Genomic DNA, 12,443 nt, shown 5'->3' with positions numbered 1-12,443 from the left:
CGATGCGGGTGTTGCTGGTGGACGACCAGGATCTGGTCCGGGCCGGGTTCCGGATGATCCTGTCGGTGGAACCCGACATCGAGGTGGTCGGCGAGGCCGCGGACGGCGAACGGGCGGTCGAGCTCGCGCAGAAGCTCCAGCCGGACGTCGTCCTGATGGACGTCCAGATGCCCGGTCTCGACGGCATCGCGGCGACCCAGCGGATTGTCGCCGCCGATGCCGGGAAGGTGATCATCCTGACCACGTTCGACCGTGACGACTACCTGTTCGAGTCGCTCGGCGCCGGTGCGAGCGGCTTCCTGCTGAAGAACACGGCGCCGGAGGACCTCGTCGAGGCGATCCAGATCGTCCACTCGGGACACGCGCTGCTCGCTCCCGAGGTGACCCGGCGGGTGATCAAGCGGTTCACCGGCGGCGGCGAACGGGTCTACCGTCCGGACCTGGTGGCCGACCTCACCGATCGCGAGCGCGAGGTACTCGGCCTGATCGCCCGCGGCCTGACCAACACCGAGATCGCCAACGCACTCTTTGTCGGCGAGGCGACCGTGAAGACCCACGTCTCCCGCGTCCTGCTGAAGCTCGGTCTCCGGGACCGCGTCCAGGCCGTCGTCTTCGCCTACGAATGCGGCCTCGTCATCCCCGGCGACGAGCACACGCCCTGACCCGTACCGCGAGTCACTGGTTGCCGAGGGCCCGTACTACGACCCGTGGTGGCGGCAGGCGCGCAGGCGCCCGTAGTACAGACGTGCGCCGCGCCGCAGTACGGGCAGCTGTCGGGCTGTCCACCCTGCGGATGACCTTGCGGGTCACACTGCGGGGCGACGTGGGCGGAGGGTTGCGGTGACTAGCGTGGGAGTCACTTCCGAACGGGAGTGTCCGGGATTGCGTGCCGGACTCGCAGGAGTGCCGCAGGAGTAGAGGAACGGGTGAACGGGATGCTGAGCGTGGCTGGGCTGACCCGGCGGTTCGGTGATCACCTCGCGCTGGACGACGTCAGTTTCGACGTGGTGCCGGGCCGGATGACCGGGTTCGTCGGCGCGAACGGGGCCGGCAAGACGACGACGATGCGGATCGTCCTCGGCGTCCTGGCCGCGTCGGCCGGTCAGGTGTCGTGGAACGGTTCGCCGTTGACCGCTGCCGTGCGTCGCGACTTCGGTTACATGCCGGAGGAGCGCGGGCTGTACCCGAAGATGAAGATCCGTGACCAGTTGGTGTTCTTCGGTCGCCTGCACGGTCTCGACCAGCTCCGGGCGGCCGAGCGGACCGACAAGATCCTCGGCCGGCTGGGGCTGAGCGAGCGGGCCGGCGATGTGCTGGAGACGCTCTCCCTGGGCAACCAGCAGCGGGTCCAGATCGCCGCCGCGCTGGTCCACGAACCGATCGCGCTGGTGCTCGACGAGCCGTTCAGCGGACTGGACCCGCTCGCCGTCGACGCGATGGTGGACCTGCTGCGCGACGAGGTCACTCCTGAGGTACCGGTGCTGTTCTCCAGTCACCAGCTCGAACTCGTGGAACGCCTCTGCGACGACCTGGTCGTGCTGGCCCGCGGCAAAGTGGTTGCCGCAGGCCCCGTTTCCGAACTCGCGGCCGGCCCGAGTACGACGTACCGGCTGGTCGTCGACGGCGACGCGGGCTGGCTGCGTGACGTCCGCGGCATCACGGTCCGCGATGTCGCCGGTGCCACGGCGTTGTTCGACGTGGGCGAAAGGGGCCGAGAGCAACAGATCCTGGCGGAGGCGATCAGCCGCGGGCAGGTACTGGAGTTCGGGCCGGAACGAGTGGCGCTGAGCGATGTCTTCCGAGAGGCGACCCGATGACCGACGAGACCTTGCGGTACCCCTGGCAGCTGGTGGCACACCGCGAGATCAGCACGAAGATCCGCGACCGGACCTTCCTCGGATCCACCGCGGTGATGTTGATGGTGGTGCTGGCGGCCGTGATCATTCCGGCGCTGCTGAGCGGTCACAGCGGGCCGGACAAGATCGCAGTACTGAACGACGCGGGCGCCAAGATCGTCCAGACCGCTGACCAGATCAAAGGCGGCGACTCCTTCGAAGTCACCCGGGTGAGCGACCAGGCGGCCGCCGAGCGGTTGGTGTCCGACGGCGACGCGAAGGCTGCGCTGGTGCCCGGTGCCGATGGGTACGTCGTCGTTGGGGACCAGCAGCTCGACGAGAGCATCCAGAACGCGCTGCGCGAAGCTGTCGTCAACCTCGGAATGGAACAGAACGCGGGCAAGGCCGGGCTGACCCCGGAGCAGTTGCGCGCCGGCACCGCAGTACAGGAGCGGTTGCTGAACCCGGGTCCGTTGCCCGAGATCGTGGCCGACTTCGTGAACATCGGGCTGGCGCTTGCCTTCTACATGACCGCGCTCGGGTTCGGCATGATGATCGCGCAGAGTGTCGTGCAGGAGAAGGAGAGCCGGGTGGTCGAGATCCTGGCCGCCGCGATCCCGATCCGGGCGCTGCTGTGGGGCAAGGTGATCGGCAGCACCGTGCTGGCCTTGTCGCAGATCGTCGTGATCGCGGCTGCTTCGCTGATCGGCTTGTTGGCGACCGGGCAGGCCGACATCCTCAAGGTGGTCGCGCCGGTCGCAGGCTGGTTCGTGGTGTTCTTCGTCCTCGGCTTCGTCGCGCTGGCGGGGTTGTGGGCGGTCGCCGGGTCGCTCGCGACGCGGCAGGAGGACCTCGGGTCGACCACGTTGCCGGGCCAGATGATCCTGATGATCCCGTTCTTCTTCTCGGTTTTCGCCGGATCCTCGGCCAAGACGATCGCTTCGTTCGTGCCGTTCGCGTCCTCGATGGCGATGCCGGGCCGGATGCTGACCGAACACGTGCCGCTCTGGCAGCCGCTGCTGGCCATCCTGATCCTGCTGGTGGCGACGGCCGGGATCGTCCGGCTCGCGGCGAGGGTGTACGAACGGACGCTGCTGAAGACCGGCCGCCGGCTGGGCTACCGCGAGGCGATCGCGCTCGAGGCGAGCTGATATCGCTCGGGTCTGGGCTCGATCGCGCAGGTCTATCGGGATCCCGGTGCGAGCGTTACAGAAAGTTTGATGGCTGTGACGAAACCGCAATACGGGATGACTGTGTGGCGGGCGCGCATCTGGACTACGGTCACAACGCATGAACGTCGAGCTGCGCCACCTCCGGGTGGTGGTCCTGGTGGCAGAAGCGGGGTCCGTCGGACGGGCCGCCCGCTGGCTCAAGGTCAGCCAGCCGAGCCTGACCGCGCAGCTGAAGCGGATCGAGTCGGCCTTCGGCGGTGAACTCTTCGAGCGCTCCCGGACCGGCGTGACCCCCACCCCGCTGGGCCGGTACGCCGTGGACCGGGCGCGCGCGATCCTGGTCGATGTCGACCACCTCTCCGCGACGGTCTCGGCGATGACGGCGGTGGAGTCCAGCGCCGTACGGCTGGGTGGATTCCCGACCGCGCCGATGTCCGGGATCGCCAGCCGGCTGCGCGACCACGGTGAGATCGAGCAGGTGAGCATCGAGGTCGAATGGGCCACCAGTGTCCTGCTGCAGCAGCTGGAGAGCGGCCGGCTCGACTTCGCGTTGCTGCGTGAGTTTCCCGGCTTCGAAGTGCGGCTCCCGGCGGGCGTGGAGGCCCGCACGATCGTGGAGTCCGAGACGGCGTACGTGGTGATGGCCGCCGACCACCCGCTGGCCGTGGCGAGCCGGCACCGCAAGGAGATCGACCTCGCCGACCTGGCGAACGAGGAGTGGATCGGCGAACCGCCGGACGACAGTGGTTTCCACGTGCTCTTCCGGGCGGCTTGTGAACAGGCCGGCTTCGTGCCGCGAGTCGAGCACCACTCGGTCGACACCTCGGTACTGATGGGCTTCGTGACCAGTGGGCAGGGCGTCGCGCTGATCTCGCCGACGTCGTACCGGATGTTGTCGAGCGACGTGACGACCCGGCCGCTGGCAGGCAACCCGATCCACCGCCGGCTGATGCTTGCCTGGAGCACCGAATCACCGCGGGCGCAGATGGCGGGGGAGGTCTGCCAGATGGCGATCCACGCCTACGACGAGGCGTTCGCCGAACACGCCCGCTGGGGCCAACACCAACGCATGCACGTCGCCTAGTTTTTTTGGGCAAACAAACGCCCCGCCGATCCTTTCTCCGGACCGGCGGGGCGCCTGTTCTGTGTCTGTGGGGTCGCGCGGTTTCAGGTGCCGGCCGGCCGGAACTGCCCCGGCAGATCCATAACCCGCGGCGCCATCGGCCGCGCATCATCGGAAACCATCGGATTCTCGAACGCCCCGAAGTGATGTTCCCCGGTCTCATCCACCTCCGGCCCATCCATCCGCTCCCGATACTGCTGCCCAACCTCCTCCACCCGCTGCCCCGCCCCCTGCACTCCGTACGCTGCGCCGCCCCCAACCGCCCCAGCCACGCTCGCCGGACCACTGTCGACAGACGCCCCTCCCCGCACGCTGTTCTGCGAACTCATCCCCGCGCTGCCCTGTACGGAGCCTGCGCGATCCGCGCCGCCCTGTGGCGATCCGGCACCCTCCGCGCTGCCCTGTACCGAGCCTGCGCGATCCGCGCCGCCCTGCGGCGATCCGGCACCCTCCGCGCCGCCCTGCACTGAGCCTGCGCGATCCGCGCCGCCCTGTGGCGATCCGGCACCCTCCGCGCCGCGCTCTACCGAGCCTGCGCGATCCGCGCCGCCTTGCGGCGATCCTGGACCGACCGGACCGCTTTCCGCCGGTCCTGCATCTGCATCTCGTGCACGGCCTTGCGTCGAGGCCACATCTTCCGGCCCGCTCTGAGCCGGCACGGCGGCAGGCGCACCGCTCTCGGGTGAGGTCGCACCTGCGTTGCTCGCCCCCGGAGCGCCAGGGGCACTTGCGGCAGTCGTAGTACCGGCTTCAGGTGCACTCGGTGTCGGCGTTTCGGCGGATGCCGTCGGGCCGGTGGACCGTTCGCCTTCGGCGGCAGCGTCTGCGGCGCGCGTCGTACCGGCGTCGGTCGCAGAGGAGACCGGAGTCGGGGCAGCGGCGCTTGGTGCTGCCGGGGCTGGGGATTCCGTAGTACTGGCCGGGGTGAGTCGAGTCTCGTCCTCGCCGGAATCGTCGCCCTGGGCAACGGATTTCTCCGGCGGGACGGCCGTTTCCACTTGAACCGCAGGCTTCGCAGCCTGCACGGTGTCGTCATCCGCAGCTTGCATGGGGGAGTCGTCCTCGTCCGCGGCCCGGCTCTCGGCCGATGCGGTCGGCACCAATTCGGTCTCGTCGCGATCCGTCGGCACCAGCCGCGTCTCGTCGCCACCCTCACGCCCGCCACCATCGGCGTACGTCTCATCCGCACCACCGGTAGCGAACATCGCAGTCTGCTCGTCCGCCTGGTTACGCGGCCGCACCGGCTCCGGCTCTTCCTCGTCGTCGAACAAGTCGTCGTAGCTGGTGTTCCCGTATCCACTGAACCGGTTCTCACCACCGGCCGGATAGTCGCCTCCGGCAACCTGATACGGCGCAGGCTGGTACGGCGCGGCCTCAGCAGCCTGCTGCGCCTGCGCCAACTCCTGCTCGCGCTGCACCCGCTCAGCCTCGGCCCGCTCCCGGCGACGGCGCTGCACTGAGCGAACGATCGACTGGATGCCGTACACCAAGGAGATCACCGCAAGAATCGGCACGACACCGTTCAGCGTGTACTGCTTGATGCCCTCGATCATCCCCGTGGTCACCCCGGGAACATCGTTGAGGAAGTTCGTCATCCGGTTGGGAATCCAGTGCACCATGTAGATCATCGCGCCGAAAACCAGCGCCGCACCGATCGCGGCAGCGCCGGAGAAGTACGACACGACGGCCCAGAAGATCAGCGCTCCGATGCCATAGGCAAGCGCCATCTCCTTCGCGTTCAGCTCGATTCCGCCGTCCGCAGCCAATACCCCGAACACGGCCGGCCCAACGAGCGCAACCACGACACCTAAGAGGAAGCCAAAGAATTTGGACACATCCCCACCGTAGCGACGTTTACCCCCCACACAGCGACGACACTTCGCGAGTCCCCGCCCGCCGCCAATCACTCTCCGTCCCCACTCAACACCTTGTTGCTACCGTGCAACAACCACATGACGACTTACAGCTCTGCCGTCCTGCCCGCAGCGCCGGGGTCCTAGGACCCTTCCGAAGTCAGCCGGGCAAAGGTCATAGTCGGACTGTGGTTATCGCCAAGTGGTTGCTGCCGTGACGCGGGCCCGGCTGCTCGGGCTGCTGGTCGCCACTACTGGCTTGCTCACCCTCGCCTCGACACTGGGACGGCCGTGGCAGGCAGGCGTGTGGCTGGACGAGCAGCTGTTCACCGTAGGCGGCACTCAGTTGGCGCACGGCACTGCGGTCTTGGCCGGTGCAGCGCTGGTGGTGACGGGACGAGGTGTGGCACAACGGCGCAGGTTCGCGCTCTATGCCACGGTCACCCTGTTGTTGCTGGCGACTGTGGCACACCTGGTCAGAGGGCTGGATCTGTCGAGCGCTGCGGTCACCGGGTTGCTGGCCCTGGCGCTACTTCGAATGCGGCAGCTGTTCGTCGTCCCTCTACGCACGGCGCGAATCACCGACCTCCTGCCACTGGCGGTGGTCCTTCTCGCGCTGGATCTCGCGTACGGACTGGGCGGGCTCTACTCGCATCGCGACTCCATCCACCCGGCTCCCTCCTTCACGGCCATGGTCAGCGAAACCGGTGCCAGGCTGGTCGGGTTCAGTGGGCAGCTGACCATCGACGGCCGCTTCGGGCAATGGTTTCCGGGATCACTGACTGCGCTGGGCGTACTCACCACGGCGATCTTGCTGCTCGCGGTGCTCGCCCCGGTCGCCGCGCTGAGCGGCCAGCCGCCTGGCAGCGACCGGGACCTCGCCCGCCGGCTGGTCGATCGGCCCGACGGTGACACGCTGGATCCGTTCGCGCTGCGCCGGGACAAGCGTCTGGTCTTCGATCCGGACCGGCAGGCCGCGATCGGCTACCGCTATGTGCGCGGGATCGGTCTGGCCAGCGGTGACCCGGTCGGCGACCCCGCTGCGTTCGCCGCCGCGACGGACGCATTCCTGCGGCTGTGCGACCGGCATGGCTGGCGGCCGGGGATCATGGGCGCCCGCCAGGAGCTGCTGCCGATGTACAGGTCGCTGGGGTTGCACGCGCTCTACATCGGAGACGAGGCGATCGTTGACGTGGCGACGTTCAGTCTTGCCGGGCGACGAATGCGCAATGCCCGCCAGGCGGTCAACCGCTCGCGCAATGCCGGGCTGACCACTGAGATACTCCGCGAGGGCGACATCGAGCCGGGGCTGCGGCAGGTGCTGCTGGACCTCGCGGCACGGGCTCGGCTCGGCCAGCGCGAGTTCGGCTTCTCGATGGCGCTGGGGGATCTGCTCACCGACGAGTATCCCGACTGCCGCATCGTGGTGTGCCGCGACCGAACGGGCCGGCCGGTGGCGTTCCAGCGCTATCGGCCGTGCCGGGCCGGAACGGCGCTGTCGCTGGACGTCATGCGCCGGTTGCCCCAGGCGCCGAACGGAGCCGGCGAACGGGCGATCGTCGACATGATCGGCTGGGCCCGCGCGCACGGGATCGCTGACCTCTCCCTCAACTTCGCCGCGTTCCGCTCCGCCCTGGACCCGCACACCGACCGGACCCCCAGCCAGGCGATGACCGCCTGGCTGGTGCAGCGACTCGACGGCGCCTTCGGCATCCAATTGGACACCTTGCGCCGGTTCAACGCCAAGTTCCTGCCTCGCTGGGCACCCCGGTACCTGCTCTACCGTGGCCTCGGAGACCTGCCCGCCATCGGCCTTGCCGCGCTGGCCGCCGAAGGTTTCCTCCCGCTCGACCCCGACCGTCGCAACGAATCCGTCGGCACCGGCGCAGCTGATCACAGCGGTCTGCAGAAGCGACCGTGATGTTCCGCCGCCCGAGCGGCGGGATCAGGAGAGCGGGGCGACGGTGAGGCCGTAGGTGATGCCGGTGGGGGCCTCGGGCTCAGCGTGGACAAGGTCGGGAGTGCGCTCGTACGGATTCCAGGCGAGCACGTTGGTCAGGTGGTGTTCGACCGAGTCCAGGACTTCGGCGATGGTGACCTGACGTCCCAGTTCCTTGCTGAGCGTCGTGACGTCGGCATCCGAGATGCCACACGGCACGATCCGGTCGAACCAGGCGAGGTCGTTGTCGCAGTTCAGCGCGAAGCCGTGCATCGTCACGCCCTGCGCGACGCGGATGCCGATCGCCGCGATCTTGCGCTCACGTCCGCGGTCGTCCGCGGGAACCCAGACTCCGCTGCGTCCCTTGACGCGACCGGTCTTGACGCCGAGGTCGGCGCAGACCGCGATGAGCGCTTCCTCCAGCCGCCGAACGTAGTCCACGACGTACACATGCGAAGCGAGCTTGACGATCGGGTAGCCGACGAGTTGCCCCGGCCCGTGCCAGGTGATCTTGCCGCCTCGGTCCACGTCGACCACCGGCGTACCGTCCAGCGGGCGTTCGTGCGGCTCGGTGCGTTTGCCTGCTGTGTATACGGGTGGGTGTTCGAGGAGGATGACGGTGTCCGGTCCGGTGCCCTCGGCAACTGCTGCGTGCAGGTGGCGCTGCTCCGCCCACGCCTGCTCGTAGTCGACCGCTTCGGCGCCGAACCCGGCCCTCACATACTTGATCTCGCGCACGCCTTCGAGTGTATGTCGCCGGTCGTGGCGCCGTTCGTCGCCATCCACAGGCACGGTCCGCGACAGGAGCTGTGGATAACTTCCGCGGCGGCGGGAGCAATCCGGGCATCCTCCTAGGCATGGCACTCGAAGACATCGCCGGCTACAGCTTGCGCCGCGGCCTCGGGTCCGGAGCGACCGGCTCTGTCTGGCTGCTGCGGGACCTCCGCTCCGGCCGGCACGCCGTGCTCAAACGCATCCCGGCAGCCACGGTCCCGGCTGTCGAGGAGTTCGGGCGGGACCTGTCCCTCACCAGATCCATCGACAACCCGCACGTCGCGCGCTTGCTCGACGTACGGCAAACCGACCGCGTTTGGCTGCTCTTCAGCCAGTACGTCGCGGCCGGCACGCTCGCGAGTCTCTTGGAGCGCCGCCAACCGCTGTCGGAGGGGGAATTGGTGACGTTGATCGGCCCGCTGGCGCAGGGGCTCGCGGTGATCCATCGCATCGGGCTGACTCACGGCAATCTCACGTTGGACAACGTCATGCTCGACGCCGAAGGCCGACCGGTCCTGACCGATGTCGGTCTCCGCAGCTTGACCGACCCCGTCGCGACCCCGCAGTCAGACCTGGAGGCGCTCGCCGAGCTAGCCATAGCCGCTGGTGGAGATCCGGACCTGTTCAAGGCATCGCTCTTCGCCGGCGACGCCCAGCAGACAGCCGACCGGGTACTACGCCTTGCGGTACCCACCCCGATCGCCCTCTTGGGCGCCACAGCAGTCCCGCCAGCGTTGCCGTTGCCCGGCACCGACTTCGAAAGCCCAAACATCCGTACGCCGACCAGCCGACCAGGACGCTCCACCTCGCCCGCAGCAGACGGCACCGCGTCTGCAGGTGACACGAACTCGGCGAACGACATGACCTCGACTGACGACGCGAGGTCGGCGGGCGCCGGAAGCGCGGCTGACGGCGGGCGCCCGGCTGGTGAGGACGGGTTGGCAGGCGACGTGAGATCGGCGGGTGACACGCGTTCCGTGGACGGCGCTAGCTTCGCGGGTGGTTCCGAGGTTCTCGGTGCACCTGTGGGGGCGGGCGAGGATCCGGCGTCCGATGAAATTCGGCCTGGTGCGTCGGGCGTGAGTTCGGCGTCTGGCGATTCCGATGAGAGCGCTGGTACGAGTGGTGGAGGCGGAGGCGGGACGGGCATTCGAGGCGGGGACGGAACGGGCGGCGGTGCGGGAGTTCTGAACGGGAACCGCCAAGGAAGGCGGCGAAAGCGGCCGGAGGAAGGGTCTTCAGAGCGGAGCCGTGAGGCGTTTGGGTCCTCGGATTCCGAGGACGATGCAGAGGCCAGCGATGTTGCGGGGTCAATGGGCGGAACTCCCGACAAATCGTCGGCTGTGTCGGCGCGGCCGGGGGTGGGCGGCGCTCGGCGTGGCGGAAAGAGTGCAGTGGACCGTCATGGGAAGGGCCGGAGCGGAGGGCGCCAGGGGAGAGGTCGGACGGTTACGCCGAGGGTTTCCAGCTCGCGCGCTCGGTTGATCGATCGTCTCTTTAAGGGTGCCGGTGGCGGGCGGCAGCGCGCTGGTTCAGCTGCTAGGCGTGCATTTGGTAGTCGAGCGGCGGAGGGATCTGTTAGCGCTTTCAGTGGTTTCGCCCGCGAAGAGGCAACATTCGCGAGCCCCGGATCGACGGGGCTAGGGGGTGTCGGCGGACGGCTACGGCTTCAAGGCCTCGGTGGTGCTCAATCGGGTGCTGAAGCAGACAAACCAGATGGTCTCGGTGTTGGCGATGGAGATCGACCATCCGTAGTTGCTGTTGTTGTTCCACGAGTTGATGCGGCTGCCGGTAGCCGGAGAGGAGGGCGTGATTGGAGGGGGCAGCGGCGTTCGAGCGGGGGTCGAGGTCGGGCGGGACGGCGGAAGAGCAGGCGGCCGTGGCATTGGTGGGGTGTTCGACTGCGGCTGAGCGAGAGGCTGCGAGGACGAGCACCGGCGTACGGCGTACTGGCTGCGGTGGGGGCGGCGGCGATGGTTGTGCTGGTGCTTGGTCTGGTTGCTGTTGGTGTTTTGGGCGGAGGTCCGAGTACTGCGGCATCCACGGGGGATGCCGAGTCTCCGGGGACCGATGCGTCAGTCGCGTCTGGGCGAGCGACGATTTCCGACGCCGGCTCGCCGAATCCCGCAGGGAGTCTTCCTACGGCTACGGCGGTGTCTACTCCGCCTGGTACGGATTGGCCGACGCCTTGGCTGGACGTGTTGAGGGCGCTCGACAGAAAGCGATCAACGGTCTTCCAGACGGGAGACGTCGGCGGACTAGATGCGATCTATGTCCCCGGAAGCGTGCCCTGGAAGGCGGACAAGAACCTGCTCGCGAGCTACCGGACGCAGCGACTACGAATCGAGGGGCTCACCATGGAAATCCGAAGCTTGGTCATCGAAAGCGAGGAGGCGGACCGCGCTGTCCTCAAGGTCGTCGATCGCCTGGTGGCCGGCGCCGCTGTCGATCCGGCCGGCCGTCGGACCACCTTTCCAAGAGGTAGACCGGTTGCCCGCCGCATCGTCCTCCAAGCCCGAATGACCGGCGCGTGGCGGATATCCGAGATCAACGCCCTCTGACCAATCCGTTCGAGCTAAAAGAGTTCGGGTCAGGTGAGGGTGGCTGCCAAGGCTGCTTCGGCGGTCGGGTGGGTGAAGGTGAAGCCTGCGTCGAGGAGTTTGGCGGGGAGGGCACGTTTGCTGCCGATGAGTTCCCAGGCGAATTCGCCGAGCAGGGTGGTGAGGACGAAGGACGGTACGGGGATCAAGGTCGGGCGGTGCAGGGCCTTGCCGAGGGCGGTTGTGTAGTCCTGGTTAGTGACAGGGGTCGGAAGGTCGACGTTGACCGGCCCGCTGATCTCGTCGTGTTCGGCGACGAAGCGTACGGCGCGGAGCCAGTCGGTGAGCGACACCACGGGGAAGTACTGCTTGCCGGAGCCGAGGCGACCGCCGAAGCCGAGACGGAAGGGAAGTGACATGAGCTGGAAGGCGGGAGCGTCGCGATCGATGACGACGCCGGTGCGAAGGGAGGCGACTCGGCAGCCGGCGGCGCGGGCGGGTTCGGCCGCGCCTTCCCAGAGGCGGACGACGTCGGAGAGGAATCCTTCGCCGAGTTCGGATTCTTCGGTGAGGATGCGATCGCCGCAGTCCTTGCCGTATCCGCCGATCCCGCTCTGGGTGATGAACACCGGCCGGTGGTCGAGCGCGGCGGCCGCCGAGGCAAGGGTTGCCGTTGTGCTGACGCGGCTTTCGCGGATGGTCTTGCGGTACGCCGGGGTCCATGGCCGGCCGATGTTGGCGCCGGCGAGGTTCACCAGTACGTCGGCGTCGGCGAGTGCGGCGGGATCCAGTTGGCCGGCAGCCGGGTCCCAGCGGACCTCGTCGGGTCGGCTCGGCGCGCGGCGTACGAGCCGGACCACCTCATGGCCGTCGGACATCAGGTCGCGCGCGAGTGCCTTGCCCAGGAAGCCGGACGAACCGGCCAGTACGTACTTCATCCGATCATCGGCCCCTCGGTCGCGGAAAGAATTCGGTCCGGCGGCAGCTCCAGCTCAGCCGACAACGCCATCGAACCAGTTCCCACAAAACCAACGCCGAGACCCGCCGAGACAAGTCGCCGCTGAGTTCGCAGTCACACCGAAGCCGCTCACGCGCTGCTTCGTGTGGCGCGAGTTGTGCGGTTCGTCACCGAACAGCCGCCGACCTGAACCAGGGCGACGGAACGTCGTCCACACCACCGCCGTACGCCAGCCACTGAGCCGGAGCA

General features: G+C 68.1%; 9 protein-coding genes and 1 pseudogene. 7 read left to right on the top strand and 3 right to left on the bottom strand.

Going from position 1 to position 12,443, the window contains the following annotated elements; all coding sequences use genetic code 11:
- The first annotated feature begins 2 nt into the window (after window positions 1-2).
- The 4 genes from EV138_RS03350 to EV138_RS03335 all read left to right on the top strand — a co-directional run bounded on the left by EV138_RS03350 (window position 3) and on the right by EV138_RS03335 (window position 4,091).
- Window positions 3-662 carry a response regulator gene (locus tag EV138_RS03350; protein WP_133981693.1) on the top strand — a complete coding sequence of 220 codons (660 nt, stop codon included), beginning with the start codon at window positions 3-5 and terminating at the stop codon, window positions 660-662.
- Window positions 663-935: 273 nt separating this feature from the next.
- Window positions 936-1,817, top strand: coding sequence for an ABC transporter ATP-binding protein (locus EV138_RS03345; RefSeq protein ID WP_133981692.1), 882 nt, complete (start codon window positions 936-938; stop codon window positions 1,815-1,817).
- Complete coding sequence (locus EV138_RS03340; RefSeq protein WP_133976975.1) at window positions 1,814-2,986, top strand: ABC transporter permease; 1,173 nt, start codon at window positions 1,814-1,816, stop codon at window positions 2,984-2,986. The genes EV138_RS03345 and EV138_RS03340 overlap by 4 nt, the downstream gene beginning before the upstream one ends.
- Before the next feature lie 139 nt (window positions 2,987-3,125).
- Complete coding sequence (locus tag EV138_RS03335) at window positions 3,126-4,091, top strand: LysR family transcriptional regulator (protein ID WP_133976974.1); 966 nt, start codon at window positions 3,126-3,128, stop codon at window positions 4,089-4,091.
- Between the two features lie 83 nt (window positions 4,092-4,174).
- Here the strand turns inward: EV138_RS03335 and EV138_RS03330 are convergent, their stop codons facing one another.
- Complete coding sequence (locus tag EV138_RS03330; RefSeq protein WP_166678476.1) at window positions 4,175-6,037, bottom strand: hypothetical protein; 1,863 nt, start codon at window positions 6,035-6,037, stop codon at window positions 4,175-4,177.
- A gap of 160 nt (window positions 6,038-6,197) precedes the next feature.
- Here EV138_RS03330 and EV138_RS03325 point away from each other — a divergent pair, with 160 nt between their 5' ends.
- Entirely contained in the window at window positions 6,198-7,904 is a 1,707-nt protein-coding gene (locus EV138_RS03325) for a bifunctional lysylphosphatidylglycerol flippase/synthetase MprF (RefSeq protein ID WP_133976972.1), read from the top strand.
- 24 nt (window positions 7,905-7,928) lie between these two features.
- On the opposite strand, the gene lipB is transcribed toward EV138_RS03325, so the two are convergent.
- Window positions 7,929-8,660 carry a lipoyl(octanoyl) transferase LipB gene (gene lipB / locus EV138_RS03320; protein WP_133976971.1) on the bottom strand — a complete coding sequence of 244 codons (732 nt, stop codon included), beginning with the start codon at window positions 8,658-8,660 and terminating at the stop codon, window positions 7,929-7,931.
- Window positions 8,661-8,779: 119 nt separating this feature from the next.
- Here lipB and EV138_RS38550 point away from each other — a divergent pair.
- Window positions 8,780-9,229: pseudogene (locus EV138_RS38550) on the top strand (protein kinase domain-containing protein); the annotation flags it as partial.
- Between the two features lie 1,668 nt (window positions 9,230-10,897).
- Window positions 10,898-11,257 (top strand): hypothetical protein, encoded by a 360-nt coding sequence (locus EV138_RS37840; protein WP_238157936.1) that lies wholly within the window; start codon window positions 10,898-10,900, stop codon window positions 11,255-11,257.
- A 29-nt stretch (window positions 11,258-11,286) separates the two neighbouring features.
- On the opposite strand, the gene EV138_RS03310 is transcribed toward EV138_RS37840, so the two are convergent.
- Window positions 11,287-12,174 carry a TIGR01777 family oxidoreductase gene (locus tag EV138_RS03310; RefSeq protein WP_133976969.1) on the bottom strand — a complete coding sequence of 296 codons (888 nt, stop codon included), beginning with the start codon at window positions 12,172-12,174 and terminating at the stop codon, window positions 11,287-11,289.
- Window positions 12,175-12,443: the final 269 nt, after the last annotated feature.

It is taken from the genome of Kribbella voronezhensis (assembly GCF_004365175.1).
GTDB classification, from domain to species: domain Bacteria; phylum Actinomycetota; class Actinomycetes; order Propionibacteriales; family Kribbellaceae; genus Kribbella; species Kribbella voronezhensis.
This window is presented reverse-complemented; position numbering and strand designations above follow the sequence as displayed.